Source organism: Streptomyces sp. NBC_01210 (assembly GCF_036010325.1).
Lineage (GTDB): Bacteria > Actinomycetota > Actinomycetes > Streptomycetales > Streptomycetaceae > Streptomyces.
Window position 1 is genome coordinate 8,928,598 of sequence record NZ_CP108549.1, and the last position, 26,828, is coordinate 8,955,425.

Consider the following 26,828-nt stretch of genomic DNA (forward strand, 5'->3'; position numbering starts at 1 on the left):
AGCAACGTTTCCCCAAGAAAGCGACAGGCGCGATGAAGGCGATCCAGTTCCACGAAGCCGGCGGGCCGGAAGTTTTGCAGTACGACGAGGTGCCGGTTCCCGAGATCGGCCCGGGCGAGGTGCTCGTCCGGGTGCACGCGGCGGGCATCAATCCGCCGGACTGGTACCTGCGTGAGGGGATGAAGGTCATGCCGGCCGAGGTGAGGCCGGCGCTGGAGTTCCCCCTGATCCCCGGAACGGACATGTCGGGCGTGGTCCAGGCGGTCGCTCCGGACGTGCTGGGGTTCGCCGTCGGTGACGAGGTCTTCGGCATGCTGCGGTTCCCCGGATTCGACGGCCGGACATACGCCGAGTACGTGGCCGCGCCGGCTTCGGACCTGGCTCACAAGCCGGCCGGTATCGACCACGTGCAGGCGGCTGGGGCGCCGATGGCCGTGCTTACGGCCTGGCAGTACCTGGTTGATCTCGGCCACGACGTGCCGTCTCCTTTCACCGGCCAGGTGCACCAGCCGGTGCCGATCACGCCAGGGATGACCGTGCTGGTCAACGGGGCCGCCGGTGGAGTGGGCCACTTCGCGGTGCAGCTGGCGAAATGGAAGGGGGCACACGTAATCGCGGTGGCCTCGGGCCGGCACGAGCAGTTCCTGCGCAAGCTCGGCGCCGATGAGTTCATCGACTACACCAGGACGCAGGCCGCGGACGTGGTCAGCGGTGTCGACCTGGTGATCGACACCGTCGGTGGCCCGGACAGCTCACGCTTCCTGACCGTGCTCAAGCGCGGCGGCACCATGCTTCCGGTGTTCTTCGCCCAGTACGACCCGGAAGAGACGGCGAGTCTGGGCATCACAGTCTCGAACATTCAGGTGCGTTCCAACGGCCCCCAGCTCGCCGAGATCGGGCGCCTGCTCGACGAGGGCAAGCTCCAGGTCGGGGTGGACAGCACCTACCCGCTGCCCGAGGCGGGCAGCGCACACACGCGAGCCGCGCAGGGCCACCTCCAAGGCAAGATCGTGCTGACGGTGGTCTCGTGATCGCCGAACTCCAGCAGGCGGTGGCGAACTACGCCCACGCCCTGGACGAGCTGAATGTGCCCGAGCTGGAAGCGGTCCTGACCGAAGACACCACCTGGACCTTCACGATGCCCGGACAGGGAGTGCTCGGCCCGGTCGCCGGACGCGCGGCGGTTCTCGACTCTATCCGTGACGGGTACACGGCCCAGACCGGAAGGGTGCGGCACCACCTGGGCAATGTCGTGGTCACGACGACGGACGCCGCCACCGCTGAGGTGCGGGCCTATCTGGTGCAGACGAGGAACACCGGCGAGAGCATCCAGATGATCTCGACCTGGGTCTACACGTTCGGCCTGTGCCGGTCCGACGGTGGGTGGCGGATCGCCGAGCTCACCCTGACGCTGGACAACGCCTTTTAGGGCGCGGCTAGGTGTATTGACCTGCAGCGGCGCGGTCGCTCGGCACGTCGCCGAACGCGGCGGCGATCTGCTTCAACGTCAGCAGCCAGGAGACCGTCAAGACGTTCGTGTCCTGCATTCTCGGCAAACTCGGGATTCGCGACCGCGTTCAGGTTGGTCGTGTATGCCTACCGCCGGGGTCTGGTGATCTGATGCGGGTCAATGCGGGTCCGCACAGCGGCCGGCCGTGCGGCATCAAGGTGGTCGCGTGGACGTATGGGTGAAGCGGCCGGACGGCGCCGACTACGACGCTCGGCACATGGCCAGCGCGGTTCGCGCCAGCCCGCGCAGCCAGGCGTGGGCGTGGTCGGTGTCGTAGCGCTGATGCCACGACAGGTATATCGGTGCCGACGGCAGTTCGAGCGGGAGGGGGAGTACGACCAGGCCGAGGTCGGCGACCGCTGACCGCGTGGTGGCTTCGGGGACGCTGATCAGGAGATCGGAGCCGCGCGCGAACTCCAGCGCGGCCGCTTCCGTGGGCGCGGTCGCCACCACGCGGCGGGTGAGGCCGAGCCGCGCGAGGGCGTCGTCGAGGGCATTGCTGAGGTTTCCACGTCGCGAGACGGTCACGTGCTCAGCGGCGGCGTACCGCTTTGCGGTGACGGTCCTGACGCGGGTGAGGGGGTGCCCCTGCCTCACGACGATGACGAGGCGGGTCTCGCCTACGTTCTCGGCACGGGTGTCCGGTGCGCTCGGGCGGTTGGCGTTCGCCTCCAGGTCGACTTCGCCGCGCCGCAACTCGGGGGTGTCGCTGCTCGATTCCGGGACGAAGCGCAATCGCACGCCCGGCGCCTGTCCGCGCACGGCCGCGAGCAGTGCGGGGCCGCTCAAGGCGACCAGGGAATCGTGCCAGCGGAGTGTGAAAGTGCGCTCCAACGTTGCCAGATCGAGTTCACGGCTCGGTGCCAGCACCCCCTGGACCTGGTGCAGCAGCTCGTGCACCTGTTCCCGGACGGCGATCGCATACGGCGTCGGGGTCATCGTGCGGCCGGTGCGCACCAGGATCTGATCCCCGGTCGTGCGCCGGATTCGGCCCAGACTCCGGCTCATCGCGGGGGCGGTGACGCGCAGGCGCGCGGCAGCCCCGGCCACACTTCCCTCCTCCAGCAGCGCGTCGAGCGCGGTGAGCAGGTTCAAATCCAATTGCATGTGAGTAATCCTAGCCGTGCTTGACATGCATTTGATGTTAATTAAAGGGCTGTATACCTTCGAGACGAGGGCGCAAGACGGAACGCACAGCTTGGCCCGACCGGCCTCATCACCCCTCCTCACACGGGAGTACCACCATGTCCGAAACGCCTCAGACCACTGACGTCGCCGCCTCCGACGCCGACCTGCTCGGCCAGACCGCGATCGCCGTGCGCGCGGCCGGTTCGGCGCTGCGCGAGCGCTTCGGCGAGGTGGTCCGCTACCAGACCCGCGAAGAGCTGATGCGCGCGCTCGCCGCCAACGACGACACGGCCCTCGACATCCTGCGCCCCCGCCTCACGCGCCTGCGCCCGGACGCCGGCTGGGTGGAGGACGAACTGGACGGCGGGGCGCTGCCGCCCGGCGAATGGTGGGTCGTGGATCCGGCCGAAGGCAACGTCAACCACCTGCACGCCCTGCCGGATTGGGCGGTGACCGCCACCCTCGTGCGTGAGAACCAGCCGGTGCTCACCGCGGTCCACCTGCCGTTGACCGGCGAGACCTACACCGCGCTCACCGGCGCGGGCGCCCACCTCGACGGCCGGCCGCTGCGCGTCTCCCAGACCGCGGACCTCGGCCTGAGCATCGTGGCCACCAGCCAGGCCCGGCCGGACGAGGACGAGAAGGTCGTGCGGCGCGTCGGCTCCTCGATCACCGCGATGCTTTTCGACGCGCTCGTCGTCCGCACCGCCGTGCCCGCGACCCTGCACCTGCTGAACGTGGCCGCCGGCCGGATCGACGCCTTCTGGCAGTTCGCCGGCGCCCGCGCGGACCTGCTGCCCGGGGCGCTGCTCGTCACCGAGGCCGGCGGACAGATCTCCGACGCCGAGGGCCGCCCCTGGACCCCGCAGAGCGAGAGCTTCCTGGCCGCCGCGCCCGGCGTCCACGCCGAGGCCGTCGCCACGCTCTCACGCTGACCGCGCACCACAACCTGCACGCACGGAAGGACCAGATCATCATGACCACGATCGCAGTTCTCGGAAACGGCCGCGTCGGCGGCAACCTGGCCACAGCCCTCACGCGGACAGGACATGAGGTGACCGTGGCAGACCGCGCGCCGGGCGCCGCCGCCGACGCTGCCCGGACAGCCCAGATCGTCATCAACGCCACCCCGGGCGCCGGCTCGCTGGACCGGCTCGTCGCCCTGCGCGAGGAACTGCGCGACAAGATCCTCGTCGACGTCTCCAACGCCACCGTCGACGGACCGGACGGACTGCCCGCCGACCTGATCTACCCCGGCTCAAGCCTCGCCGAACAACTCCAGGAAGCGCTCCCCGAAACGCGCGTCGTCAAGACACTCAACACCATGCTCTTCCCGGTGATGACCGCACCAGCCACTCTCACCCAGGCGCCCGACGCCTTCCTCTCCGGCGAGGACCCGCAGGCCAAGCAGACCGTCCGTGAACTGCTCATCAACCTCGGCTGGCGCAAGGAGTGGATCACTGATCTCGGCGGGATCCAGACCGCCCGCGCCACGGAGGCCGCGATACTGTTCGTACCGCATGCGATTCGGTCCAGCGGATTCGCGCCCTTCGCGATCTCGATCGCCCGCTGATCCGGACACAGTGCACCGCCGGGGCACGGCATGGCGCAGACGAAGTTCGACAAGCAGGTGGAAGAGACCGCCGAATCCCTCGCGTTCGGTATCGGCCGGTTCCTGGCCGGGCGCCCCATGGACGGGGTGAAGCGGACCGACGTGACGTTCTGGCCTCGGGTACCCGGGTCTTGGCGAAGGTCGAAGGTCGAAGGCCGCGTGGGGCGTTCCTCCTACCGGGCCGGATGGCAGCGCCTGGCCTTCCGGATCACCTGGCTCGCAGCGGCGGGGGAGGGCGCCTACCTGGTCGGCAGGCACCCGGACACCAGCTGGCAGATGGCCCAGGATCAGTGGGAGAACCGGGACCGGGCCCTCGCCGCGCTGGAGACCGGCGGCATCGGTGCGGCCTCCGCGTTGACCGTCGGCGGTGTCACGTACGGGCTGCTGACCCGCAAGCGCCGGGAGCTGATGAGTGAGTGGGTCTTCCCGCTGCATGAGGCGCTCACGCTGCCGCTCAGGCTGCCGGAGCAGACCGACCCGCGCCGCTACCTCCACATCCCGAAGAACTCTCCGACGACTCCGCGGAGATACGCGTCGACGTGCCGGGGCGCCTGGACTTCTCCAAGGACCTGATCGCCGACCTCATCACGCAGAAGCTCGCACTGGAGGGCGTGACGTTCTCCTGGCACGTGGCCGGCCGCGAGACATACGTGATGGTGAAGAAGACCCGCAAGCCCCCGGCGAAGGCCCTGCTGAAGGACCCTAAGATCCGGGAGATGATGGCCAAGGCCAAGGAGTCCGCACCCGTCATCGGCGTCGGATCCGGCGGCAAGGCGGTCTCCGTCGACCTGGACGCCGACTCCCCGCACGTCCTGATCTCCGCAGGCACCGGCGGCGGCAAGTCGACCATCCTGCGTACCATCACCTGCCAGTCTGGCGTCACGTTCTTGATCTTGCCCGGGCAGAGGGCGCTTCTGGGAATCGTGCTGCGTCGGGGGTTCGGCGCGCGCGGAGGCCGACGTCGGAGTGCGGAGTTCGCCGAGGAACCTCCAGTTGGCGCTGCCGAATCGTCAGGGCCGGATGGGGAGGTTGGCCTCCCATCCGTCGAGGAGTCGTTCGAGTCCCAGTTGGAAACCGCGCTCGGCGCTGTCGGCCGCGTGGGGAAGTTCGGCATCACGAATGACCCGGGCGAGGAGTGGATGGCGCCCGGCCCTGACGACTTTGTCGAGGTAGGGCGCGTGGGCGTCCATCCATTCCTGGATGCCGATTCCGGAGCGTCGGACGGCTTCCTGCTGGGCGAGCTCGCCGATGGCGTAGCCGCGGACGAAGGCATGCAGCGTATCGACGACGGTGATCATGACGTCGATGTCGAAGCCGAGGGGATCGAGGGCGGCGAGTGCGTGTTCGGTGGCATCGAGGGAGTTCGGTCCAAGTGATGGGCGCCCTGCCGCGAGGGAGGTCATCCAGGGATGCCGGTGGATGGTGGCCCGGGAGCGATAGGCCAGTGTCCGCAAGTCGCCGCGCCAGTCGCCGGTGGGGGCAGGCGGGCCGCCGTCTTCGGCCGCTACGGCGTCGAGCATGAGATCGAGCAGGTCGTCTTTGGATGCCAGGTAGCGGTAGAGCGAGGCTGTGCCCGTTCCCAGTTCCTTGGCGACGCGCCGCATGGACAGTGCCTCGATGCCCTCGGCGTCGGCGATCGCGATGGCGGCGGCGGTGATCTCCGCCCGGGTGCGTGAGGGTGCGGGGCCTTTCGCGGCCCGCTGCGGCCGGTTCCAGATCACCGTGTGAGCGTCGTCCATCGGTTTTCCTCCTCACTACTGCGCTCGCTGTTCGCAGTAGTGCTATTCGTGGCACCATTACTGCGAACACTGTACCCGAGTAGAGCGTGTCCAGCTGAAAGGGAAACCACCATGACCACTCCCGTCACGATCATCGGCGCCGGGCTCGGCGGCCTGACCCTCGCCCGGGTCCTGCACCTGCACGGCATCCCCGCGACCATCTACGAAGCCGAGACATCGGCGGACGCCCGCACGCAGGGCGGTCAGCTCGACATCCACGAGTACAACGGGCAGCTCGCCCTCGAAGCGGCCGGACTCACCGACGAGTTCCGCGCGATCATCCACGAAGGCGGCGAGGCCGTGCGCGTGCTCGACCAGCACGGCGCGGTCCTGCTTGACCAGCCCGACGACGGCACGGGCGGGCGCCCCGAGGTGCTCCGTGGAGACCTGCGTCGGATCCTGATCAATTCGCTGCCCGGCGAGATGATCCAGTGGGGACACAAGATCACCAGTGTCCGCCCCCTCGGAGACGGAAGGCACGAGCTGACGTTCGCCGACGGGCCGACCGTGACGACCGGCCTCCTCGTCGGCGCGGACGGCGCCTGGTCGAGGGTCCGGCCGCTGCTCTCCGACGCGAAGCCCGAGTACGTCGGCACGTCGTTCATCGAGACCTACCTGTACGACGCCGACCAACGCCACCCCGCAGCGGCCAAGGCCGTCGGCGACGGTTCCCTGTTCGCCGTCACGACTGGCAAGGGGATCCTCGGCCATCGAGAGGCCGACGCCGTTCTGCACGCTTACGTCGCGCTCAATAAACCGCAGGAATGGATCGCCGCCATCCTCGCCAGTCCCGAAACGGCGGCGGCCCAGGTCGCGGCAGAATTCACCGGATGGGCGCCTGAACTCACCGCACTCATCACTGACGGGGAAACCGCCCTCGCCCCGCGCCCGATCAGCGCCCTGCCGATCGGCCACCGCTGGGACCGCGTTCCCGGAGTGACGCTGCTGGGCGACGCCGCCCACCTCATGTCACCGTTCGCCGGGGAGGGCGCCAACCTCGCCATGCTCGACGGCGCCGAACTCGGCAAAGCCATCGCCGCACATCCCGACGACATCGAAGCCGCGCTTGCAGAGTACGAGGAGGCTCTCTTCGCCCGCAGTGCCCAGTTCGCCGCCGAATCCGACAAGAATCACCAGCTCATCTTCGGCGGCAACGCCCCCGCCGGCCTGCTCGACCTGCTCACCGGCCAGGAACCGACCGAGTGAGCGAGACGCCATGAAAGAGCAGCGCTGTGGTCAGCATCCACAAGCCGAAGGTACTCAGCTCCCTCCACCGCCAGCTTTTGGGCGACGACGGCGGCTTCGGGCACCTGACTCGGCATGCGGGGCCAGTGCGCGCGGTCCCGCGCATCGACTCCGACGAGCCACGACCTCAAGGCGGCGCAGCCGCGGGTAAATGGTGTCTGCTCCGCGCACGCCCGAACGGCTGCTGGATTGGCGATCCTCCGCACACTGGTCCTTCGAGCCCCAGCCCTGCAGGCACTGCGGCAGGCCGACGAACCTCCTCGACGACCAGGGCGACCCCTTCCACAAGGTCTGCGCTGAAGCGATCTGCGGGCAATGAACCCACCGCGTATGCCCTGTAAGTGGAGGCGCTCGGCTCGTTCACCGGCGAGTTGAAGGAGCCCGCTGCCTCGCTCCGCGCTGCCCGCCTCCTTGCCCCGCCCCCGAGCTCTGGGCGTGCCCGACGGTCTCGAGGAAGGACGTGGCGTCCCGTTGCAACTCGCCCGGCAGGTCGGTCAGTCGGGACACGACTGTCCCGAGCTCGCGGGCGAGGTCGGGAAAAATCGACCAGGAGCCGGGGTCCCTGGTCGTCACTGCGGACAGCAGGTCGCCTTCGTAGAACTTGCCTTCCGCCTTCGGGTTGTCGAGCAGTGCCTCAACGGCGAGCGGCAGGAGGAACGACAGCCCCACGTTCTGCACGATCAGTGTCCGCAAGGTCTTCGATGGTCAGCGTGCCGATCGGCTTGCGGCGCAGAGCGTGCACCCTCTCCACGAGACTGGTCGTGGGGCCTGGGGCGGGCCAGAGGGAGTCCTCAAGGTCCTCGAGCGTGCGGTCGCGGTGCAGGAGTCGGTTCACCCGGGTGATTGTCGCACCGCCACGATCGCGCACGGCAGCGCCGACGTCTGGGGCCGTGCGGTCGGCCCAGCCCCAGAACCCGACGGCGACGTAGTCGGGGTCACCAATGTGCCGGGGGTGGTCCATGTCCCGACGGAGCGTGGGCTCGAGTTCTTCGGCGACGGTGGCGACGGTGGAGCGTTCGGTGACGACAGCGCGGGCGTGGACCGGGTCGTGGGCCGGCGCCTGGTGGATGGTGTGCTGGTCGTAGGGGGCGCGGTAGGGCAGGTGGATGCGGGTGGAAGTCGCCGTGCTTGTCGAGGGCCGTCACCGTCACGCCGGCCCGGGCCAGCGCCAGGCCGAGGGCCATACCGGCGGGCCGCCGCCCACCACGCAGCACGATCGCGTCGCCTCTCCTGCGGTGAAATCCCGGGATCTACACACTGGTATATATAGCATCAAACTTGGCAAGTCCGACGTACATGATCGCAACCTACTTCCGGGGCATGAGACGTACTACGGGAGGCATGATGAGCCAGCAGCCGGTCCTTCTGCCCTACGCCGACCCTGGCTTCGTGGCGGACCCCTTCCCGCTCTACCGGCAGCTGCGCGAGGATGGCCCCGTGCGGCGTGCCGTTATCGCCGGGGGCCTGGAAGCCTGGCTGGTCACGCGGTACGAGGACGGCCTCGCAGCTCTGTCCGACCCGAGGCTGAGCAGCGACATCCGCGACGCGTCCGATCCCCGGCTCATGCGGCAGCTGCCCGCGCCGGAACGCGAGTCCTTGCTGTGCAACATGCTCCGCTCCGACCCGCCCGACCACACTCGCCTGCGCCGCCTGGTCTCGAAGGCGTTCACCGCGCGGAGGGTCGCCGAGCTACGGCCCCGCGTCGAGGCGATCACCGACCGACTGCTCGACGCCGTCGTGCCGGCCGGCCGCGCCGACCTCGTCGAGGACTTCGCGCTGCCTCTTCCGGTCACCGTCATCAGCGAACTGCTCGGAGTACCCGTGACGGACCGTCACGACTTCGAGCGGTGGACCGACGACATGATCCTGCGCCGAGCGGAGCTGCCGGACCCGGCCGTGGTGGACGCGGCGTGGCAGCACATGCGCTCGTACCTGATCAAGCTGCTCGATGCCAAACGAGCCCGGCCAGAGGACGACCTGCTCAGCGCGTTGATCATCGCCCGGGACGAGGAGCAGCGGCTGGACGAGGACGAGCTGATCGCCATGTCCTTCCTGCTGCTGGCAGCCGGATACGTCACCACCGTCAACCTGATCGGCGGCGGCATCGCCGCGCTGCTCGCACACCCCGACCAGCTGCAGATGCTGCGGGACGATCCGGCGCTGCTGCCGGACGCGATCGAGGAGTTCCTCCGCTACGACGGACCGGTCAACCCCGGCATCGCCCGGTTCGCGCGCGAGGACGTCTCCATCGCGGGCGTGACCATTCCACGCGGCGCGACCGTGCTGATCGCCTCCGCCATCGCCGACCGCGATCCGGCGAAGTTCCCCGACCCCGACCGCCTGGACATCACCCGGCGAGACAAGGCCCACCTCGCATTCGGGCACGGCATCCACTACTGCCTCGGGGCGCCGCTGGCCCGGTTGGAGGGTCAGATCGCCATCGGCACCGCCCTGCGCCGCCTTCCTGGCCTTGCTCTGGCCGTGGCACCCGGCGAGCTGCGCTGGCGGCCTGGCGGTCTGCGCGGCCCCGAGCGTCTTCCCGTCACCTTCATCCCAGACAGCCCGCTCCGAGCCGCTCCGGCTTGATCCGGACGACAACAGCCGTCGACAATTGCCGTCGACGAAGTCCTGTTTCGCGAGACCGGTGAACGGACCCGTCCTCCCTACGGTCGGCGGGGCAGCAGCGCGGCCGCGAGCAGAGGTATCGCGGCCAGAAGGGCCCAGGTCACGGCGGGTGGCGGGCCGGTATCGAGCAGGGAGGCACAGACCCGCCGGCACCGGTCGCCGCTCTGTCGGCCAGGAGGATCAGGCCGGAGACCGAGGACCCCGCGCGCCCTGTACGGCCCGATCTTCAACGACTCGATCGGTGGCATCACGGCCTGGCGGTACGTCTCCTTCGGCACGCTGAAGGTCGGCATCATGGGCCTGATCATCGTGGTGCGGCACACCCGCGACGAGGAGGAGAGGGGGCGTCGGAGCTGTTGTCCTCGGCCATGGTGGCGCGGCGCAGCGCCACCCACGGCCGCACTGCTCGCGGATGTCTCTCGCGGAACTGGTGGAGTCAAGCACTTTCTGGGCGTGGAACGGGCTCAGCTGCGAGTGCGCACGGGCTGGTCGGGACAGTGAATCTTGTTCATGCTCCCGTGTGGCGCTGTCCGGGCCCTTCGCCCGTGGCACGAGCCACGCACGTGCGGTCTCCGGAGAGCCGGAAGGCCCATGCTCCCTCAACAGAGCACGAGCCTTCGCCATGTACGACCGGTGCAGGCGTCAGCCCAGCTCTCCTCGCTCGACGCAGAACTCGTTACCCTCCGGATCGGCCATGACGACCCAGCCCCTGCCGTCCGGCAGGGTGTGGTCCGCGAGCTGCCGGGCACCCAGCTCCAGGGCCCGCTCGACCTCCTGGGCCCGGTTGCGACCCGTAGGCTTCAGGTCGAAGTGGACGCGGTTCTTGGCTGTCTTGCCCTCCTCCACCCGTACGAACAGCAGACCTGGACCACCTTCCGGGTCTTCGATCAGCGCCTCCGGATCACCCGGTTTGTCCTCGTCGGACACGGGGCGCCCGAGCAACGCGCTCCAGAACTGGGCGAGTTCGTACGGCTCGCCGGTGCAGTCGAAGGTGATGTGGCGGATGGTGGGGTTCAACGGCCTTCTCCCTGAGGTCTGTTCACGTCGTCGCTCCGCAGGATGTCGGACCCGCAAGCCACTGTCGAACGATTACCGGTCGCTGCCTCACACCACGTGCGGTTGTTTCCTCCGTGAAGTGGGACGCCGGGATGTCCTGGCCCTGGAAGCGGGACGGAAGCCGTCGAACGGCCCCAAATGGCGTCGGGTGATCTTCCGCCTCCACGACGCCCAGCAGATGGCGATACAGCGGACGAGGCTGGACGGTGCAACGCGTTCGCCGCGGGTAGTACGGCTCGGCTGGTTTCCGAAGCCCAGAGCCGGATGCGATCCTCTCCAGTAGCTTGCATGAATCATGAAGGATGATGCACTCCATAGTCTTGACGGACTCCAGAAAAGCCGTACCGTCGAAAGGGAGATTGCAACCGTCCCCCGAAGGCGCGCCCTCATGGACCGCACAGCCCCCCGAGCACCTCGTCCGCGCGGAAGGATCGCCGATACGGCTTCCCCCGGCCCTCAGTGCTCCACTCTCCCTGCACCCCCCGCTGCCGTCGACGTGCCCCTGGCCGCGAACTGCGTGGAATCATTCGTGGCCGGGCCCTGGCCGCTGCCGTGGTCACCCACCGCGTGCGGTGTGGCGAGGGCCGCGATACGTAATGTTTTGCCCCGATGGGGTGTCGGCGAGCTCGTCCCGACCGCCGAGCTGCTGGCGAGCGAGCTGGTGTGCAACGCGCTGCGTCACGCGGTCGGCCCGCTGCGCCTCACCCTCGAACGGGTGTCCGGTCTACGCTGCCAGGTCAGCGACGGCTCTTCGGAACCTCCCTGCCCGACCGACTCAGGCCCCGAGGATGAGGACGGCCGCGGACTGGCACTCGTGGACATGCTGGCCGCACGGTGGGGCTATGAGCACGGGCCCGTGGGGAAGAGCGTGTGGTTCGAGCTGTCCGTCGACGTGGACACAGCAGACCTGGACGGTCGGCACACACCATGGATCGGGGGGACCGACCTGCACGGCCTGGACACCCTGAAGAGCGGGGCAGCATGACGACCGCCGAGGAACCCATGGCGCTGGCCGCGACACAGCTGCGCACGGCAGGCATGCGGGTCACAGCCCAGCGCATGGCCATGCTGATGGCTGTCTGCGAGTCGCCCGGCCACCTCGACGCCGACACCCTGCGCGAGCGCGCCCAGCGAGTCACGGGCCGCCTGTCCCTCCAGGCCACCTACAACGTACTGCGCGCCCTCACGGACGCCGGTTTGGTCCGGTGCACGCAGATTCCCGGCCATCCGTCTCGCTACGAGATCGAGCACCACGACAACCACCACCACTTCGTGTGCCGTCGCTGCGGCGCCATCCGTGACGTCGAGTGCACGGTGGGTGCGGCTCCCTGCATGGAGCCACAGTTGCCGAAGGAGTACGAGACCCAGGAGGCCGCCGTGACCTTCTGGGGCTTGTGCCCCGACTGCCGGGACAGCGCCGTGGCGTCCTGATGGCGTCGGACGCTTCCGCTCGCATCGAGTGAGCCCCTGCCATGTGGAGGCGGGCGGCACCGGTGTCCAGCTTCAGGATGCTGATCGCGCCGGTGGCTGGACGTAGCGCATCGCACCGTCGAGCTACTTCACCTGGGAGGCAAGTCCGGAGGAACCCTTGCAGCCTGGCCGCCCGGGGCGGGGCCACGTCACGCCCGGCTCGAATTTATCCAGTGTCGGGACGGCATGAGCGACGTAGTTGATGCTGGCTGCCAGGCCCGCGGATGACGCCGGGACCTGCGAGCGGTACGCGCCACGCGTCGTCGGCAAAGCGGGAGCCCACGGATGGGGCTTGCCTCGACGCTCGGCCGGTGGGGCTTGGCCCAGCTCGACCTCGCTTCCGGGAAGTGGACCGAGGCAGCCGCCACTCTGCACCGGCTCGCGCGGTAGGTTCCGGCGCGCTCTGCGCTTGCATCCGGCCGCCGACCGCCGACCGCCGACCGCCGACCGTGACAATGGTGGCTGGCTCGGGCCCGTTCCGGGCATCACTGATGCAGGGCTGGATGGCCGAGTACAGCGGCCGGGACCGTCGGCTACAACACCGTTGCGCCCGGCTCGGTCTACACCCGGGCCGCGGCCGGCGACCTGTTCGACGCGCTCGCCGAGACCGCCGCGATGAAGCGCGCGGCCGAGCCCCCGAGGCCGTCGCATTCCTCGCCTCGTGGCAACACCGTGTATGGCCTGAGCATCGATGCCGCCGACGCCCATAAACTCGCCCACGCGTCTACGCGGCCTTCGGGCTCCTGCTCGCGCTGAGCCCTGCCGTGGGGGCGGTGGTCGGCTTCGTCGTGCTGCACGAGCGGCTCACTGCATGCCGGGTGTGCGCCCTGGTGCTGGTGGTGCTCGTCGGCGGTGCGCGCCCCGAAGGTGCGATGCCGTCCTTCGGGGGCGCGGCAGGGTTCCGGTTCAGGCGTTGTAGCCGCCGTGGGCGTCCAGCACCGCGCCCGTGACGTACGACGCGGCGGGGCTCGCCAGGAAGGCGATCGCCGCGGCGATTTCGTCGGGGTGCCCCACGCGCTGCAGGGATAGCGAGCTGACCATGGCCTTGAGGGTCTCGGGGTCCGGCGGTTGCATGCCGTTCTCCATCAGTCCGGCCTCCACGACGTTGGCCGTGATGTCCCGGGGCCCGAGGTCCCGTGCGACTCCCATGGTGTACCTCTCGATCCCTGACTTGGTCGCCGCGTAGTCGGCAAGGCCCGGGGCACCGACCCGGGAGCCCAGTCCGGAACTCACCGTGATGATGCGGCCGCCCGCGCGAAGCACGCGGGAGGCGGCCCGGATGACGGCGATCACTCCGAGGTAGTTGGTGGCGTGCATCCGGTCCAGTGCGGCGGTGTCGGCGTCCGGGTCGTCCACCGTGCGGCCCTGCTCCACCGAGATCGCCGCGTTGTTGACGAGGATGTCCAGGCCGCCGAAGTGCGCGACCACGTCGTCGATCAGCGCCGGCGCCCGACTGATGTCCGCCTGGTCGGACTTGAAGGCGACGGCCTTCGCTCCCTTGCCGAGCACCTCGTCGACGACGGCCTGCGCCTGCTTCTCGGAGCTGACATAGGTGAACGCGACGTCGGCGCCCTGCTCGGCCAGTAGTCGTACGGTCGCGGCTCCCAGTCCGCGCGCCCCCCCGGTGACCAGGGCGACCTTGCCCGTGAGCCGCTTGTTCATTCTTCTCACCTCGTTGATTGACTCTTCCCGATAGTCGAAACATTAATGGTTACGACAGTTCATTGCAACTTTTGTTGTTACGACTACGTCGTCGTAACATGAAGCGTTGCGGCCGGGAGGAGGGGTTCATGAGCGCCAACAGCAGAATGACCATCGCCGCCCACGCGCTGGCCTGGATCGGCCTCTACCAGCGCCAGGGCCATGAGGTCGCCACCTCCGAGCAGATCGCGACCAGCGCGAACACCAACCCCGTGGTGATCAGGCGGCTGCTCGGCGAGCTGCGCAGGGCGGGGCTCGTGGAGTCCCGGCGGGGCGTGGGTGCGGGCTGGTCGCTGGCGCGCGAGCTGGGGTCGATGACCCTGCTCGACGTGTACGAGGCAGTGGAACCCGGCCCGCTGTTCGCGATGCACCGCGCCACCCCGGACCAGGGATGCGTGGTGGGTTACGGCATCCAGCCGGCGATGCAGGGCATCTACGAGGGCATCGAGGAGACCTTGAGGCTCGAGCTGGCCCGCGTCACACTCGAGGACGTGCTCCGGGACGTCCTCGCGGCCCCTCGCTAGCCTCCCCGTTACGTCCTGACATCACCAAGGCCCCCATCCATGCCCAGGCCAGCGAACAGTCTGGCAACCAATCACGCCGTTATGCCACTAAGACATCGTTTTGTCCCGGCGGAGGTGTTTGGTATCGGGGGTGCCGCCATGCGGCTATGGCTGCTCGGCAGGTTCAATGCGAGCGTGGATGATTCGTTGTGGAGCAGGCTGTCGGCCGAGGCGCGAGCAGAGGTGGACGCTCTGATCGCCGACGGTCGCCACATACAGGCCATCGCATTGATGCGCGAGCGCGGGCTGCCACAGCCTGATCTCCGTGAGTGTGTCGACCTGCTGGAGCTTCGTGCCAGTAGCTTGCGGCAGTAGGTGGAGACGCGTGATGGTGCCGAGGCCGATCAGAGGTCGCGCCAGTTCGGGGTGGATCGCGAGTCAGTCGGCGGCTTATGAGGTCGATCATCGCGACGTGGATTATGGCTTCGGAGCGGTAGGAGTGGGTCTCGTAGTCGCGGGCGACGCGCCGGTGGTGCATGAGCCAGCCGAACGTCCGCTCGACAACCCGGCGCCGGGGGATCACCTTGAATCCTTTGATTTCGGGGTCGCGTTGGACAACTTCGACGTCGACGCCGGGGCGGGCTCCGTAGTCAACGACCTTGGTTCGCTGGCCGGTGTCGGCCCAGGCCTTGGTGACGAGGGGGTTCTCGGCGGCAATTCGGGACAGTACGTGGATGCCGCCGGAGTTGTCGGAAACGCTCGCTGCGGTCACCCGGACGGCCAGCAGGAGACCGAGGGCATCGACACCGAGGTGGCGCTTGCGGCCCGCGATTTTCTTGCCTGCGGCGATGCCTCGGCCGGCCGTAGGCACGTTGGCGGAGGTCTTGACGCTCCGCGCGTCCAGTACGCAAGGGCTCGGTTCGGCATCCCGCCCCTCGGCCTGCCGAACCAGTCGGCGGAGCACTCCGTTGAGCTGGTCGAAGATGCCTCTCTCTGCCAGGCGGTGATGCGGCGCAGGTCGTGCTCGGGTGGGCGCCCGATGTCCAGGCCCTTGCCTCTGCGCTCGGCTCGCCACGCTGACAGCGTGGGTTCCAGCAATTCCCAGCGGGCATCGGACAGGTCGCTGAGATATGGGCAGTGTCGCGTCATGTTTCGGTAGTGCCGTCGGACGCGGTCCTTCCCCAGGGCGCAAAAGGAGCTAAGCCGGGGTGTCTTGGGATCAGACAGGAGTGAACCGTCTGAAACGGGCTGGTACACATTGCCAGGAGTGTTCCGCTTCTGCTCGTTGCGGCGGTGGAGTCGGCGGAAGCCGGTCAGCCAGACATCGAGGATTACGCGGTGGAGCCGGGCCCAGACACGCTGCCGGCTCCACTGGGCAAAAGCGCCGGTAGATCGTCTGCCAGCTCGGACCGGCGGGAGCTGCCGCAACGCGCAGCCTGAGGTGGCCGCGAAGATGATCGCGGCCCGGGCCTCGCGGTCACCCGCCCGCCGTCGGCCTCCGCCTTGGGGACTCCGGCATCAGCCGCTCAACCAGATCAGCCACGAACGGTCCAACGGCCGCCAGCCCCAAATGAAACGACGCCTGAGTCACCGATGTACCCGGCGTTCTCCCTCTCGAGAGAGACCTTCGGCCTCAGGAAACCCGTTTGATCGTCCAGGTGTTGGGGTCATGGCTGGGGACTGCTGAGTACTGGCAGGCGCCGCTGTAGAAGCGGTTCACCTGCACCCAGCCCGCCGGGGGCAGTGTGGAGGCGCAGGCGTTCACGGTGGATCCGATGGGCATGCCGGAGACCTGCTGGATTTTCTTCATATTGGGGTTGAACGTGGTGCCGCACGCCCAGCTGTTCCACCACTGCACATCGACCCAGCCGGACGGCGTCAAGGAGCTCGAGCACATGGTCGCGGTGTCGCCGGGGGAGGCCGAGGCCGATGGCCCGGGGAGCGCGACGCATGCGGCAGCGGTCAGCAGGGCCAGCGAGGCCGAACGGAGACGGACCATGGTGGTACCTCCAGATTCATCGATCTCTATGCGTGAACTCCACAATCCAAACCGTTCCTCCATACATGAAAGTAGTCAGTTATCGGACTGAGCTCATCGTGACCGAAAAATGGGTGCCGCTCACGATCGCTGGCTCCGCTTCCTCCCGCGCCGGGTGTGTCGCCTCACGAGGCATGCGTGGTCTGCGAGATGGGCATTCCTCCTGGGCTGCAGGGATGCAGTGGGAGTGTTGATGGTCGCCGACGTCCTCGACATCGCCTTCGGCGTGCCGGCGGTCCTCGTCGTGCGCAGGCTCACCGGGATGCGGATGCGGGTGTGGTTGTGGGTGTGGAGGGCGGCTTGGACTGGGTCCGGCCATGACAGCCCGGCCGAGGCTTCCGGACAGCCCGCGTGAGGTGCTCGGCACACCGCGACCGGCGAACGCCCGCTTGTTGCTTCCCGGTTGTGGAGGTGACGCAGCCTTTCAGCTCACTCCGGCAGGTCGTGGCAGGCCGGTGCGAGCGCCCCATGTACTCACCGGCGTCTGAGTGCGGGAGCGGTGCTGCCCGGCGCCATCTGCCTGCTGGGATAGGCCCATGATGCCGGCCGTCGGCGGCGGTGGGCTACGCCTACGACCACCTGCGCCGCTGGCTCCGCAAGCGCGGCACCGGCACCGCATCGCCCGCCAGGGCATCGAGCCCTCGAAGTAACCCGGCCGTCATCGCTGGGTCGTCGAGAGGACCGCGTCCTGGCTGGCCGGCTGCCGTCGACTCACCAAATGAAACAACGTCTGGGCCTCCCAGATGGTCTCAGGGCCGGATCGGCTCGGGGGCCGGGAAGTTCATCACGGGCTGGCCCTTGAGCGCTTCCGACATGTAGGTCTGCCAGATCTCGGAGGGGAACGACGCTCCGTGGATCTTGTCCTGGCCACCGGTGCCGTACATCTCGAGGAATGCGCGGTTCTTGTTCTTCTCGTTGTCGTCGAGCCGGTACATGTCGATGGCGGTCGACAGCTGCGGCGTGTAGCCGACGAACCAGGCCGACTTGTTGCCGTCGGTCGTACCGGTCTTTCCGGCGACCTGCCGACCGGGGAGCCGGGCGTTCTTGCCGGTGCCCTCGGGCTCGTCGACGACAGACCTGAGCACGTCGGTCACATTGCTCGCGACGGCCGTGGTGAAGGCCTGCTTGGTCCTGTCCTCGTGCTCGTAGACCGTCCTGCCCTCATGCTCGACCTTTTTGACGGAGAACGGGTCGCGCTGCTTGCCGTTGGCCGCGAACGTCGCGTAGGCGCCGGCCATGCGGATGGCGCTGGGGGAGGAGATACCGATCGAGAAGGACGGAACGTTCGACTTGGACAAGGAGGACTCGAGCAGGCCGGCCTTCACCGCCGACTTTCTGACCTCCGGGATGCCGATGTCCATGCCCAGCTGCACGAAGGGCGAGTTGGCGGAGTGGACCATGGCTTCACGCAAGGTGATGTTCTTGTACGACTCGCCGCCGTCGTTGGTCTGCAGCCACTCCTCTCCCTTCTCGTTCGTCCAGACGGAACCGTCGTACTTCTTGATCTTGAGCTTGTTCTTGCCGTTGTAGACGCTCTTGTCGGGATCGACGAGCTTGCGGTCATCCAGCCCCTGGTCCTCGGGCTTGAGAGGGTCCCGCACACCGGTTTCCATCGCGGCCGCCAGGACGAACGGCTTGAAGGCCGATCCGACCTGGGCACCGGTCTCATCGGCGCCGTTGGTGAAGTGCTTGGTCGCATCCTCGCCGCCGTAGACGGCGGCGATCTCGCCGGTCTTCGGGTTGACCGAGGCGCCACCGAACTGCACGAAGGTGTCCGTGTCCGGGCGCTTCTTGGGCTTGATGTTGGCGTCCTGGACCTTCTTGACCGCGGCCTTCAACTTGTCGACCTTGTCCTTCTGGAAGGTCGTGTGAATCTCATAGCCGCCCCTCGCGAGATCGTCGGCGCCGATGCCCTGGTCGTTGGTGCTGAGGAAGTAGGACTTGGCAAGGTCCACCAGATAGCCGACCTGCCCGCTGAGTTGCCCGTTCTTGGCGGCGTTTCTCGGCATCGGGAAATTCTTGTACTTGACCCGCTCCGCGGCAGGGAGGTGACCGTCTTTGAGCATCTCGTCGAGGATCCAGTTCCAGCGCTCGGTGACACGGGCGGTGTTGGCCTCGGGCGTCGCGGCGGGATCGATGTCGACCGACCCGGCCGGGTCGAAGTGCACGGGGTCTCTCAGGAGTGAGGCCAGGAACGCACACTGCCCCGTGTTGAGGTCCTTGGCGTCGATTCCGTAGTACGTGCGGGCCGCGGCCTGGAGACCGTACGCGTCACGTCCGTAATACGAGGCGTTCAGATAACCGGCCATGATATCCGGCTTGCCCATCTTGGCGCCTACCTTGACGGAGACAATCAGCTCCTTGAACTTACGGCTGAAGGTCTGCGACTGGTCGCCCAGCCGAGCGTTCTTCACATACTGCTGGGTGATCGTGGAGCCACCCTGGGTCTGCCCACCCTTGGCCATGTTCACCAGAGCCCGGCCGATACCCATCGGATCGACACCCGAGTCCGTCCTGAACGTCTTGTTCTCCGCCGAGATCACCGCGTTCTGCATGTCCTCGGGGATCTGCGAGATCGGGATGATCTGCCGGTTGATCTCGCCACCGGTGGCGGCCATCTGCGTGCCGTCCGCCCAGTAGTAGACGTTGTTCTGCGCCTCGGACGCTCTATTCGGGTCCGGGACCTCCACTACTGCGTAGGCAATGGTGGCAGCCGCCATCAAGCTGCCGATGAAGCCCAGACAGAGGCCGGTGACCAGCTTCCACGACGGCACCCAGCGCCGCCATCCGTACTTGTTGTGACGCGGATAGTCGATGCGGCGGGCTTTGCCAGGGTCTCCTTCGCGGCCGTTGCCCGAGCCCTTGCCTCCGTCGCCTCCCCGGCCACCATCACTTCCGTCGTCGCCGGTGTTCGCCTCCTCGTGCAGGCCGTCACCGCCAGGCTGGGTGGTACGACCGTCCTCGGCGTCTTCGCCGTTCGGATGCCGGGCCTCGTGCGAATCGGAAGGAGTCTGCGGGGCAGTGTCCCCGGAAGGGGCTGGGCAGTTGGACTGCTCGGCGGCACTGCTTGCCGCGGAGGGTTCGTCGCCCTGGGAATGCGGCGGCTTGGGACGGTGCTCGCTCATCTAACGACAACTCCTCGGGCAGGCAGGACGTCCGGAGGCGGCCGTCGCGCAACGGTCAGTTACTGCAATGCTGTTGGGCGGCAGGACATGGAAGATTAACGCGGCACAGCGTAACCGTTGGCCAAGGGGTCTGGATCTTGAAGCCCGGAGGACAACTGCATCAGGCGGCGGCGCAGCGCCGTGTAGGGGGCCTGGCGGTCGGCAAGCTCCGCGTAGGTGCGGGCCAGTCGCGCTGGGCCTGCACCAGATCGGGCGGGAATGAGGTGTGGGCCATGGCCAAAATTCAATCATGTGTTCGATTTAGTGCGCATCAGAGACGGCCCACGCCATTGGACATGCTGAAGCGTTTTAGGCGTCTTAGGCTGGCACTCCGGCGGTGGAGGAGGTGTCTCATGCCGAGGCCGGTATGGAGCGGTGCGATCTCGTTCGGCCTGGTCACGATCCCTATCAAGGTGCTGCCGGCCACCGAGAACCGATCGATCAGCTTCCACCAGTACCACCTGGAGGACGAGGGCCGGATCCGCACCCGCAAGGTGTGCGAGATCGACGGCAAACAGCTGAGCAACGACGAGATCGGCAGAGGCTACGAGGTCTCGAAGGACACCATCGTCGAGGTCACTGATGAGGACCTGGACAGCATGCCGCTGCCGACGGCGAAGGCCATCGAGATCGTCGCGTTCGTGCCCGCCAACAGTATCGACCCGGTACGCATCGGCGACTCGTACTACCTCGCTGCCGACGGAGCCGTCGCCGCCAAGCCCTACGTACTGCTGCGCAAGGCCCTGGAACGCAGCGCGAAGGTCGCCGTCGCCAAGTTCGCCTGGCACAACCGAGAGCGTCTCGGACTCCTGCGGATCAAGGAGGACGCGATCGTCCTGCACTCCATGAGATGGCCCGACGAGATCCGCGACCCGGCCGCGCTCACGCCCAAGACGGTCGACCTGGAAGACTCCGAGGTCGACGCCGCGATCCAGCTCATGGAAACCATGGCGGCCGACGACATCTCCGGCTACACCGACCACTACCGCGCAGCACTCGAAGAAGTCATCGCCGCCAAGGCCGCAGGCAAGACCCCGCCCAAGGCGGAGGGCGAGCCGGAGCCCGCGGGGCAGGTCGTCGACCTCATGGCCGCGCTCAACGCCTCCGTCCAAGCAGCGAAGGAATCCCGCGGGGAGAGCGGCGATCACGCCACCGTCCACGACATGCCCAAGAAACGCGCCGCGAAGAAGGCGGCGGCCACGAAGAGCACGGCCGCCGCCAAGAAGACCGCGACCAAGAAGGCGACCGCGAAGAAGAACACCGGCAGGAAGCCGAAGAGTGCCTAGTAGCTAAAGCTTCTGCTATTCACTCCCCACCGGGTCCATCACCTCGGGCATAGAAGGATTCGACCCATGCCACGCGGACGGGCCGCCCAGTGTCCGGGCAAGGTGTTCCTGCGACGTATCGAGCGAGCGGCGAGCCGCGTTGACGAACTTCAAGTGCGCCTCGTGCAACCCGCTGTGGATCGGCCGGAGTTCTTCGAGGTCTGTCGGCTGACGACCGTGGAAGAGGATGGTGAACTCCTCGATGATGTCGCAGAGCTGCTCGGCTGCCGTGATGGCTTCCCGGCTTGCCACCAGGCACATCGATTGCAGCGCGGCGTTGAACGGTTCCCAGACGACGGCAGGCCGGCGCTTGTCGAGGAACGCATGGCGGAGCTCCATCTCCACGGTGCCGAATGCCTGCAGGAACTTCTCGTAGGCGGTCGTCCTCGACTCCTGAAGCCACTGCCGGTTCTGGCTGCGGCGCCCGACGATGCCGCCTGCGATGACACCCACGATGGTGGCGGCAACGCCACCGGCGGTGGATATCAGGAGCCCCCATGGGACAGCCACGTCACGTCTCCCTCACGGCTGTGTGTCACCTTCGCCAGCGGCCCTGGACTGGACGTAACGGGCTAAGGCGATCGTCTGCTCCACGCTTCCTGGGCGTGGCTGATCACGAGGATCCCATCACACCGGTCCAGTTCACACTCCGTCAACGGCCCACCAGGGCCGACGAAGGCTTAGCGCCGGTCTTCGCCCCGGCTCGCAGGCCAACCCTGCAACACCAGGCATCTGCCTACTGACACCGCGGCCAGAAAGAGGGCCTCGCACGGCTCTCACGGCTGGTGGAGCCAATCGACTCGTTCATAACAGGCCCCGAAGATCGCTAACCGCGGCCAGAAGACTCGTTCCCCTGGGGCCAGAAAACTCGTTCGAAGCCACGTGGGCGGCGGTCACGGGGGTGACATGGTGGTGTCGTCCCGGCCAGGAACGGCTTCGAAGTGGTCCAGGCCCAGACTGTGCTTGAGTTCGCGGTAGTGGTGCTCGATGCGCCGGCGCACCTGGCCAGACGGACCACATCGGTGATCGCGGTGTGGGCCGGCAGGTTGGACATCCAGTAGCCAGTGGGAGCCTCGGCGCCGGCGGGCCATTCGATCAGAAGCCAGCAGTCGGGCAGGACTCCACTGGCTGTCCCATCTCATCGAACCTTGACCCATCTCGCCGAACTCTTACTAAATCTGATCATCTTGTCAGTCCGGGTGCTCTGCTCAGAAGACCAGCTCGCCGACACCCAGCAAGTTCCCCTCACTGTCGCGGAACCAGGCGGCGCGTTCACCCCGCGCGCCCTTGCTCGGATAGTTCCCGTCGATCTCCGCGATCCCGTCCCTCGTCCGGAACCCACGCACTTCGACCTCCTCGAACACCACGCCGCGCTGCTTGAGGTCCGCCACGGCTGCCTCGATGTCGTCGACCTGCCACCCCATCTGAGTGAAGGTGCCGGCAGAGGCTCCCGTCGACATGAACAGCGCGAACTCCACACCCCCACACCGGTACAACAGCCCGCCGGGCCGCTCATCGACGGGTTCCAGACCGAGCTGCTCGGAGTAGAAACGCCGTGCCCGGTCCAGGTCCTGTGCGGGAAGCCTGGTCGCCACGCGTCCCCGGGCCAGAAGGTTCCTCTCGTCTGCGTTCATGCCTCCACTGTGCCGTGAGCAGTGGCCAGAGTGCGCGAAACCGGTGCGTTAAGCGCTCGACTGGCTCTCCCGATGCCGTAATGGCATCCGCCGCTCAAGCTTCCCTACGTTCCCTACGTTCTTCTCCGGGACCGGGCGAGCCCTTCGTATGGTTGGCCCACCCAGGGGTGTCGGGTGTGGCTTTCAAACTTCTGCCGCTTGTGGCTTCCACTGATTGGCCGCCCGACGCCCCACGACGACTCGGCTGCCAATTAGGAATTGCGAATGATCGCTCTGTAGGGAATCGACAGCGAGGTCGTCCGTCGGAGGCATCAGCACACCGCACCGCACGGAGGCACCATGGCCGCGATCTGGGCCGGCATCGACGCAGGCAAGAGTCACCACCACTGCGTCGCGATCGACGAGAGCGGCCGTCGGCTGCTGTCCCGACGCGTCGCCCACGACGAACCCGAACTGCTCGCACTCCTCGCCGACGTCCTGGCCCTGGGCGACGAGGTGACCTGGGGCATCGACCTGGCCGACGGCGGAGCCGCCCTCGCCATCGCGATCCTCCTCAACCACGACCAACCGGTGCTCTACCTCTCCGGCCGGGCCATCCACCGCGCGTCCGAGGGCTACCGCGGCGAAGGCAAGACCGATGCCAAGGACGCCGCCGTCATCGCCGACCAGGCCCGTATCCGCCGCGACCTGCACCCCTTACGGGCTGGCGACGAGACCGTCACCGATCTGAAGATCCTCACCGGACGGCGCAGGGACTTGGTCGCCGACCGCACCCGCACAGTCAACCGGCTCCGCGCCCAACTCACCGGCATCTTCCCTGGCCTGGAGCGCGCGCTCGACCTCACCAACACCGGCCCGCTCATCTTGCTGACCGGCTACCAAACGCCGGCTGCCCTCCGCCGGATCGGCCGCAAGAGGCTGGAAACCTGGCTGCGCAACCGCAAGGCCCACCGCGCCGACCAACTGGCCGAGACAGCCTTCGAGGCCGCCGAGCGGCAGCACACCAGCCTGCCGGGCGAGAGGCTGACCGCCCGGATGGTGCACACGCTGGCGGCGGAGGTGATGGGTCTCAACCAGCAGGTCGCCGAGATCGACAAGCTCATCGAGGCCCGGTTTCGCGAGCACCACGACTTCGAAGTGATCACCAGCATGCCGGGCCTGGGCGTCATCCTTGGCGCCGAGTTCCTGGCCGCTACCGGCGGCGACATGAGCGTCTTCGGCACTCCCGACCGGCTCGCCGGCTTCGGCGGTGTCGCCCCGGCACCCCGGGACTCCGGGAAGATCAGCGGCAACCTGCGGCGCCCCCAGAGATACAACCGTAGGCTCCAACGCGTCTTCTACACCTCCGCCTTGTTCAGCATCCGAAGGTGCGAGGAGTCCCGCCGGTTCTACGACCGCAAACGAGCCGAGGGCAAGCGCCATACCCAGGCCGTCCTCGCTCTCGCACGGCGCCGCGTCAACGTTCTCTGGGCCCTCCTGCGGGACGGACGGTGTTACGAGCTCACGCCGCCGACGGCCCTCGCGGCTTGACAAACGGCATTAGGAATCGGTGACACGAACCTCCGGGCCGTCACGTCTCAGTGAGATCGGTCAGCTTTCGATGCGACGGGGACTGGACACTTGCCCGTCAGCGCGGGGCGCTCGCGTCCATGAAATGCGAGGTTCACAGCACCAGCACGGCTGACATGTCAGGGACGGTGACGTGCTGTCTGTCGGTGAGCGGCCGGGCACTTCACGAGCTGTAGATGCAGAGGTCAGGCACTCACCGTGGGGAGGCGCCGGAGAAACAACCAGGTCGCAGCTGTCCAGGGTGCGCGATTCCTAGGTGAAGTGCGCCCCCCTTCGCCCCCACAACAAGGCACTGCGGCGCCCTAGCCTCGACACCATGGACTCAGACAAGGACCCCGCCGCCGAGAACGCGCTGGGAGGTTTCCTCCGCGCGCGGCGTGCCCAGCTGCGCCCCGAAGACACGGGACTTCCCACATCCGGCCGTCGCAGGGTGCCCGGTCTGCGCCGTGAAGAGGTCGCCACGCTCGCCGGGGTGAGCACCGACTACTACATGCGCCTGGAACAGGGCCGCGAACGGCACCCGTCCCAGCAGACACTCGAAGCCGTCGCGCGAGCTCTGCAACTGGAAGACGAAGCGGTGGCCCACCTGTACCGCGTGGCCACCCCGACCACGCGCCGTACGCGGCGCGCCCCCCGCGTCGAACGCGTCGGCCCACACCTGCGGCGACTCCTCGACACCTGGAGCGACACGCCCGCCTTCGTCCTGGGCCACGCCTTGGACATCCTGGCTCGCAACCGGCTCGCCGGCGCCCTGTACGCCGGCTTCACCCACTACGACAACCTGCTGCGCATGACGTTCCTGGACCCGACCGCGCACGGCTTCTACCGCGACTGGGACCGAGCCGGCGAATCGAGCGTGGCCACACTGCGGCGGGCGGCCGGCTTCGACCCCGAGGACCCGCGGCTGCGGGAGCTCGTCGGCGAACTGTCCATGAAGAGCGCTGACTTCCGCGTCCTGTGGGCGCGCCACGACGTGCGCGGCAAGACCCGCGAGGCCAAGCTCTTCCACCACGCCCAGGTCGGCGACCTGGAGCTCCACTACGAGGCCTTCACTGTCAACAGTGCCCCCACCCAGCAACTCATCGTCTACCAAGCCGAACCGGGCAGCACCTCCGCCGACGCCCTCGCCCTGCTCGGCTCGCTCAGTGCCAGCCCCGTGCCCGCGCAGGACACCGCGATGGGCACGGACTGAGTGCGCGCTCGCGGCTCCCCGAGGACACAGCCCGGCCCGTCGTTTCCTGGGTGTGCCAGGGCTACACTCACGGCTCCCTGCCTGGGTGGACGCGAAGGAAGATGACGCCATGACCCGGATTGTGGAGCTGGGGGAGATACTCCGTTCGTGCCTCGGTCGGCTCAGCCCGGCCGAGGCGGGATTGCCGAGGCCCCCCGGCGGCGCGTGCCGAGCCTGCGCGGGGAGGGACCGATGAGGCAGGGCGCCGCGGACCGCGCCCTGCGGCCTGATTCTGGTAAGCGGCCGACCTCGCGGGCGTGGCATCGTCGGACGCCCGGACGTTCCGCCCACCGGCGGTCGGCATTCTCCTCCACTAGGTTGGGGTCATGAGCGACACCACTCCTTTGGGAGAGTTCCTCAGAGCACGGCGCGAAGCCCTCAAGCCGCAGGATGTAGGCCTGCCGGAGCACGGCCGCAGGCGGGTACCGGGCCTGCGCCGCGAGGAAGTCGCCATGCTCGCGGGCGTGAGCTCCGACTACTACATGCGCCTGGAACAGGGCCGGGAGAACAGCCCGTCGCCCCAGGTGATCGACGCGGTCGCCGCCGCCCTCCACCTCGACGACGAGGCGCTCGACCACCTGCGCAGACTTACCCGGGCGCCTCAGGAACGCCGCAGCGTTCCCGCCGGTCACGACCGGATCAGCCCCCAGCTCCTCCAGCTGCTCGACAGCTGGCCCGACACCCCCGCCTTCGTCCTGGGACCGGCCCTGGACATCCTGGCGCACAATGCCCTCGCCGCGGCCCTGCACAGCGGATTCCAGCGGTTCGACAACCTGGCCCGCATGGTCTTCCTCGACCCGGCCGGGCGTTCCTTCTACCAGGATTGGGAGAAGGGCGCGAACTCCTGCGTCGCCGAAATTCGCGCGGCCTACGGATACGACCCCGATTCCCCGCGGATCACCGAAGTCGTCTACACGCTCCGCGCGAAGAGCCCGGAATTCGCTGAATTGTGGGCACGGCACGAGGTGAAGGGCAAGACCCAGCAGGCGAAGAACCTCACACACCCCGAGGTCGGCGCTCTGGAGATCCAGTTCTCGGCCTTCACGGTCAACGATGCCCCGCACCAGCAACTCGTTGTCTACCAGGCCGAGTCGGCCAGTGTCACCGCGGCTGCCTTCGCCGAACTCCGTGCCATCGCCGCCCGAGGGGAGTCCGCACAAACGGTGCAGGATGAATCCGGCCGAGCTCTCAGCGACCCCTGACTTCCTACTTGCTCGCGCGCGACCCGGCCCTCTGCCC

25 protein-coding genes and 6 pseudogenes are annotated in these 26,828 nt (G+C 67.8%); 17 read left to right on the forward strand and 14 right to left on the reverse strand.

All coding sequences use genetic code 11. From position 1 onward, the window contains the following. Positions 1–32 precede the first annotated feature (32 nt). From OG735_RS40330 to OG735_RS40340, 3 genes and pseudogenes are all read left to right on the forward strand, one after another. Positions 33–1,031 (forward strand): NADP-dependent oxidoreductase, encoded by a 999-nt coding sequence (locus OG735_RS40330; protein WP_327328085.1) that lies wholly within the window; start codon positions 33–35, stop codon positions 1,029–1,031. Next, on the forward strand, positions 1,028–1,429 hold the full coding sequence (locus tag OG735_RS40335; protein ID WP_327328086.1) for a nuclear transport factor 2 family protein: 402 nt from the start codon (positions 1,028–1,030) through the stop codon (positions 1,427–1,429). Before OG735_RS40330 ends, OG735_RS40335 begins: the two co-directional genes overlap by 4 nt. A gap of 77 nt (positions 1,430–1,506) precedes the next feature. Further along, positions 1,507–1,621, forward strand: a pseudogene (locus OG735_RS40340) (DNA-binding response regulator); the annotation flags it as partial. A gap of 90 nt (positions 1,622–1,711) precedes the next feature. Here OG735_RS40340 and OG735_RS40345 read toward each other — a convergent pair. Next, positions 1,712–2,617, reverse strand: a complete 906-nt coding sequence (locus OG735_RS40345) for a LysR family transcriptional regulator (RefSeq protein WP_327328087.1) — start codon at positions 2,615–2,617, stop codon at positions 1,712–1,714. Positions 2,618–2,754: 137 nt separating this feature from the next. Between OG735_RS40345 and OG735_RS40350 the strand changes: the two genes are divergently transcribed. The 3 genes from OG735_RS40350 to OG735_RS40360 are packed head-to-tail and all read left to right on the forward strand — an operon-like array spanning position 2,755 to position 4,823. Next, positions 2,755–3,573, forward strand: a complete 819-nt coding sequence (locus OG735_RS40350) for a 3'(2'),5'-bisphosphate nucleotidase CysQ (RefSeq protein ID WP_327328088.1) — start codon at positions 2,755–2,757, stop codon at positions 3,571–3,573. Between the two features lie 41 nt (positions 3,574–3,614). Further along, positions 3,615–4,211 carry an NADPH-dependent F420 reductase gene (locus tag OG735_RS40355; RefSeq protein WP_327328089.1) on the forward strand — a complete coding sequence of 199 codons (597 nt, stop codon included), beginning with the start codon at positions 3,615–3,617 and terminating at the stop codon, positions 4,209–4,211. Positions 4,212–4,241: 30 nt separating this feature from the next. Further along, positions 4,242–4,823, forward strand: coding sequence for a hypothetical protein (locus OG735_RS40360; protein ID WP_327328090.1), 582 nt, complete (start codon positions 4,242–4,244; stop codon positions 4,821–4,823). Between the two features lie 437 nt (positions 4,824–5,260). Here the strand turns inward: OG735_RS40360 and OG735_RS40365 are convergent, their stop codons facing one another. Continuing rightward, on the reverse strand, positions 5,261–5,989 hold the full coding sequence (locus OG735_RS40365; RefSeq protein ID WP_327328091.1) for a TetR/AcrR family transcriptional regulator C-terminal domain-containing protein: 729 nt from the start codon (positions 5,987–5,989) through the stop codon (positions 5,261–5,263). Between the two features lie 111 nt (positions 5,990–6,100). Between OG735_RS40365 and OG735_RS40370 the strand changes: the two genes are divergently transcribed. After that, on the forward strand, positions 6,101–7,234 hold the full coding sequence (locus OG735_RS40370) for an FAD-dependent oxidoreductase (protein WP_327328092.1): 1,134 nt from the start codon (positions 6,101–6,103) through the stop codon (positions 7,232–7,234). A 399-nt stretch (positions 7,235–7,633) separates the two neighbouring features. On the opposite strand, the gene OG735_RS40375 is transcribed toward OG735_RS40370, so the two are convergent. Then, the gene (locus OG735_RS40375) at positions 7,634–7,966 is read right to left on the reverse strand and encodes a contact-dependent growth inhibition system immunity protein (RefSeq protein WP_327328093.1); all 333 of its coding nucleotides are present in this window, start codon (positions 7,964–7,966) and stop codon (positions 7,634–7,636) included. Continuing rightward, positions 7,908–8,393: pseudogene (locus OG735_RS42230) on the reverse strand (DUF6333 family protein); the annotation flags it as partial. The pseudogene OG735_RS42230 and the gene OG735_RS40375, both read right to left, overlap by 59 nt. Before the next feature lie 224 nt (positions 8,394–8,617). Between OG735_RS42230 and OG735_RS40380 the strand changes: the two are divergent. Further along, positions 8,618–9,859: a cytochrome P450 family protein gene (locus OG735_RS40380; protein ID WP_327328629.1), complete on the forward strand. Its 1,242-nt coding sequence runs from the start codon at positions 8,618–8,620 to the stop codon at positions 9,857–9,859. Positions 9,860–9,936: 77 nt separating this feature from the next. On the opposite strand, the gene OG735_RS40385 is transcribed toward OG735_RS40380, so the two are convergent. After that, positions 9,937–10,194 carry a hypothetical protein gene (locus tag OG735_RS40385; protein WP_327328094.1) on the reverse strand — a complete coding sequence of 86 codons (258 nt, stop codon included), beginning with the start codon at positions 10,192–10,194 and terminating at the stop codon, positions 9,937–9,939. A gap of 346 nt (positions 10,195–10,540) precedes the next feature. After that, positions 10,541–10,915 carry a VOC family protein gene (locus OG735_RS40390; protein ID WP_327328095.1) on the reverse strand — a complete coding sequence of 125 codons (375 nt, stop codon included), beginning with the start codon at positions 10,913–10,915 and terminating at the stop codon, positions 10,541–10,543. A 427-nt stretch (positions 10,916–11,342) separates the two neighbouring features. On the opposite strand from OG735_RS40390, the gene OG735_RS40395 reads away from it, so the two are divergent. Both OG735_RS40395 and OG735_RS40400 read left to right on the forward strand, forming a co-directional pair. Beyond that, the gene (locus OG735_RS40395) at positions 11,343–11,939 is read left to right on the forward strand and encodes an ATP-binding protein (protein WP_327328096.1); all 597 of its coding nucleotides are present in this window, start codon (positions 11,343–11,345) and stop codon (positions 11,937–11,939) included. Next, the gene (locus OG735_RS40400; protein WP_327328097.1) at positions 11,936–12,385 is read left to right on the forward strand and encodes a Fur family transcriptional regulator; all 450 of its coding nucleotides are present in this window, start codon (positions 11,936–11,938) and stop codon (positions 12,383–12,385) included. Before OG735_RS40395 ends, OG735_RS40400 begins: the two co-directional genes overlap by 4 nt. A gap of 945 nt (positions 12,386–13,330) precedes the next feature. Here OG735_RS40400 and OG735_RS40405 read toward each other — a convergent pair. After that, positions 13,331–14,086 carry an SDR family NAD(P)-dependent oxidoreductase gene (locus tag OG735_RS40405; RefSeq protein WP_327328098.1) on the reverse strand — a complete coding sequence of 252 codons (756 nt, stop codon included), beginning with the start codon at positions 14,084–14,086 and terminating at the stop codon, positions 13,331–13,333. Between the two features lie 128 nt (positions 14,087–14,214). Between OG735_RS40405 and OG735_RS40410 the strand changes: the two genes are divergently transcribed. Beyond that, entirely contained in the window at positions 14,215–14,649 is a 435-nt protein-coding gene (locus OG735_RS40410; protein ID WP_327328099.1) for an Rrf2 family transcriptional regulator, read from the forward strand. Positions 14,650–15,032: 383 nt separating this feature from the next. On the opposite strand, the pseudogene OG735_RS40415 reads toward OG735_RS40410, so the two are convergent. The 3 genes and pseudogenes from OG735_RS40415 to OG735_RS40425 all read right to left on the reverse strand — a co-directional run bounded on the left by OG735_RS40415 (position 15,033) and on the right by OG735_RS40425 (position 16,627). Next, positions 15,033–15,777 (reverse strand): annotated as a pseudogene (locus OG735_RS40415) (transposase). Between the two features lie 174 nt (positions 15,778–15,951). Next, positions 15,952–16,137 (reverse strand): annotated as a pseudogene (locus OG735_RS40420) (IS5/IS1182 family transposase); the annotation flags it as partial. Between the two features lie 124 nt (positions 16,138–16,261). Then, on the reverse strand, positions 16,262–16,627 hold the full coding sequence (locus OG735_RS40425; protein WP_266540809.1) for a hypothetical protein: 366 nt from the start codon (positions 16,625–16,627) through the stop codon (positions 16,262–16,264). A gap of 232 nt (positions 16,628–16,859) precedes the next feature. On the opposite strand from OG735_RS40425, the gene OG735_RS40430 reads away from it, so the two are divergent. Continuing rightward, positions 16,860–17,021, forward strand: coding sequence for a hypothetical protein (locus tag OG735_RS40430; RefSeq protein ID WP_327328100.1), 162 nt, complete (start codon positions 16,860–16,862; stop codon positions 17,019–17,021). A 206-nt stretch (positions 17,022–17,227) separates the two neighbouring features. Then, positions 17,228–17,379 (forward strand): annotated as a pseudogene (locus OG735_RS40435) (IS5/IS1182 family transposase); the annotation flags it as partial. A gap of 36 nt (positions 17,380–17,415) precedes the next feature. Here the strand turns inward: OG735_RS40435 and OG735_RS40440 are convergent. Next, positions 17,416–19,791 (reverse strand): transglycosylase domain-containing protein, encoded by a 2,376-nt coding sequence (locus OG735_RS40440; RefSeq protein WP_327328101.1) that lies wholly within the window; start codon positions 19,789–19,791, stop codon positions 17,416–17,418. A gap of 392 nt (positions 19,792–20,183) precedes the next feature. On the opposite strand from OG735_RS40440, the gene ku reads away from it, so the two are divergent. After that, positions 20,184–21,116, forward strand: coding sequence for a non-homologous end joining protein Ku (gene ku / locus OG735_RS40445; RefSeq protein WP_327328102.1), 933 nt, complete (start codon positions 20,184–20,186; stop codon positions 21,114–21,116). Positions 21,117–21,131: 15 nt separating this feature from the next. Here the strand turns inward: ku and OG735_RS40450 are convergent, their stop codons facing one another. The 3 genes and pseudogenes from OG735_RS40450 to OG735_RS40460 all read right to left on the reverse strand — a co-directional run bounded on the left by OG735_RS40450 (position 21,132) and on the right by OG735_RS40460 (position 22,789). Next, positions 21,132–21,665, reverse strand: a complete 534-nt coding sequence (locus OG735_RS40450) for a hypothetical protein (RefSeq protein WP_327328103.1) — start codon at positions 21,663–21,665, stop codon at positions 21,132–21,134. Positions 21,666–21,959: 294 nt separating this feature from the next. Beyond that, positions 21,960–22,278: pseudogene (locus tag OG735_RS40455) on the reverse strand (hypothetical protein); the annotation flags it as partial. Positions 22,279–22,363: 85 nt separating this feature from the next. Next, positions 22,364–22,789: a VOC family protein gene (locus tag OG735_RS40460; RefSeq protein ID WP_327328104.1), complete on the reverse strand. Its 426-nt coding sequence runs from the start codon at positions 22,787–22,789 to the stop codon at positions 22,364–22,366. A 339-nt stretch (positions 22,790–23,128) separates the two neighbouring features. On the opposite strand from OG735_RS40460, the gene OG735_RS40465 reads away from it, so the two are divergent. The 3 genes from OG735_RS40465 to OG735_RS40475 all read left to right on the forward strand — a co-directional run bounded on the left by OG735_RS40465 (position 23,129) and on the right by OG735_RS40475 (position 26,791). Continuing rightward, on the forward strand, positions 23,129–24,319 hold the full coding sequence (locus OG735_RS40465; RefSeq protein WP_327328105.1) for an IS110 family transposase: 1,191 nt from the start codon (positions 23,129–23,131) through the stop codon (positions 24,317–24,319). Positions 24,320–24,674: 355 nt separating this feature from the next. Next, entirely contained in the window at positions 24,675–25,550 is an 876-nt protein-coding gene (locus OG735_RS40470) for a helix-turn-helix transcriptional regulator (RefSeq protein WP_327328106.1), read from the forward strand. 365 nt (positions 25,551–25,915) lie between these two features. Further along, positions 25,916–26,791, forward strand: coding sequence for a helix-turn-helix transcriptional regulator (locus tag OG735_RS40475; protein ID WP_327328107.1), 876 nt, complete (start codon positions 25,916–25,918; stop codon positions 26,789–26,791). The last annotated feature ends 37 nt before the right edge of the window (positions 26,792–26,828 follow it).

Excerpts from the sequence above, each read along its gene's own strand:
- OG735_RS40330 (WP_327328085.1), top strand. The coding sequence starts at position 33 with ATGAAGGCGATCCAGTTCCACGAAGCCGGCGGGCCGGAAGTTTTGCAG.
- OG735_RS40345 (WP_327328087.1), bottom strand. The coding sequence starts at position 2,617 with ATGCAATTGGATTTGAACCTGCTCACCGCGCTCGACGCGCTGCTGGAG.
- OG735_RS40350 (WP_327328088.1), top strand. The coding sequence starts at position 2,755 with ATGTCCGAAACGCCTCAGACCACTGACGTCGCCGCCTCCGACGCCGAC.
- OG735_RS40355 (WP_327328089.1), top strand. The coding sequence starts at position 3,615 with ATGACCACGATCGCAGTTCTCGGAAACGGCCGCGTCGGCGGCAACCTG.
- OG735_RS40360 (WP_327328090.1), top strand. The coding sequence starts at position 4,242 with ATGGCGCAGACGAAGTTCGACAAGCAGGTGGAAGAGACCGCCGAATCC.
- OG735_RS40365 (WP_327328091.1), bottom strand. The coding sequence starts at position 5,989 with ATGGACGACGCTCACACGGTGATCTGGAACCGGCCGCAGCGGGCCGCG.
- OG735_RS40370 (WP_327328092.1), top strand. The coding sequence starts at position 6,101 with ATGACCACTCCCGTCACGATCATCGGCGCCGGGCTCGGCGGCCTGACC.
- OG735_RS40380 (WP_327328629.1), top strand. The coding sequence starts at position 8,618 with ATGAGCCAGCAGCCGGTCCTTCTGCCCTACGCCGACCCTGGCTTCGTG.
- OG735_RS40385 (WP_327328094.1), bottom strand. The coding sequence starts at position 10,194 with ATGATGCCGACCTTCAGCGTGCCGAAGGAGACGTACCGCCAGGCCGTG.
- OG735_RS40395 (WP_327328096.1), top strand. The coding sequence starts at position 11,343 with ATGGACCGCACAGCCCCCCGAGCACCTCGTCCGCGCGGAAGGATCGCC.
- OG735_RS40400 (WP_327328097.1), top strand. The coding sequence starts at position 11,936 with ATGACGACCGCCGAGGAACCCATGGCGCTGGCCGCGACACAGCTGCGC.
- OG735_RS40405 (WP_327328098.1), bottom strand. The coding sequence starts at position 14,086 with ATGAACAAGCGGCTCACGGGCAAGGTCGCCCTGGTCACCGGGGGGGCG.
- OG735_RS40410 (WP_327328099.1), top strand. The coding sequence starts at position 14,215 with ATGAGCGCCAACAGCAGAATGACCATCGCCGCCCACGCGCTGGCCTGG.
- OG735_RS40425 (WP_266540809.1), bottom strand. The coding sequence starts at position 16,627 with ATGGTCCGTCTCCGTTCGGCCTCGCTGGCCCTGCTGACCGCTGCCGCA.
- OG735_RS40430 (WP_327328100.1), top strand. The coding sequence starts at position 16,860 with ATGGTCGCCGACGTCCTCGACATCGCCTTCGGCGTGCCGGCGGTCCTC.
- OG735_RS40440 (WP_327328101.1), bottom strand. The coding sequence starts at position 19,791 with ATGAGCGAGCACCGTCCCAAGCCGCCGCATTCCCAGGGCGACGAACCC.
- ku (WP_327328102.1), top strand. The coding sequence starts at position 20,184 with ATGCCGAGGCCGGTATGGAGCGGTGCGATCTCGTTCGGCCTGGTCACG.
- OG735_RS40460 (WP_327328104.1), bottom strand. The coding sequence starts at position 22,789 with ATGAACGCAGACGAGAGGAACCTTCTGGCCCGGGGACGCGTGGCGACC.
- OG735_RS40465 (WP_327328105.1), top strand. The coding sequence starts at position 23,129 with ATGGCCGCGATCTGGGCCGGCATCGACGCAGGCAAGAGTCACCACCAC.
- OG735_RS40470 (WP_327328106.1), top strand. The coding sequence starts at position 24,675 with ATGGACTCAGACAAGGACCCCGCCGCCGAGAACGCGCTGGGAGGTTTC.
- OG735_RS40475 (WP_327328107.1), top strand. The coding sequence starts at position 25,916 with ATGAGCGACACCACTCCTTTGGGAGAGTTCCTCAGAGCACGGCGCGAA.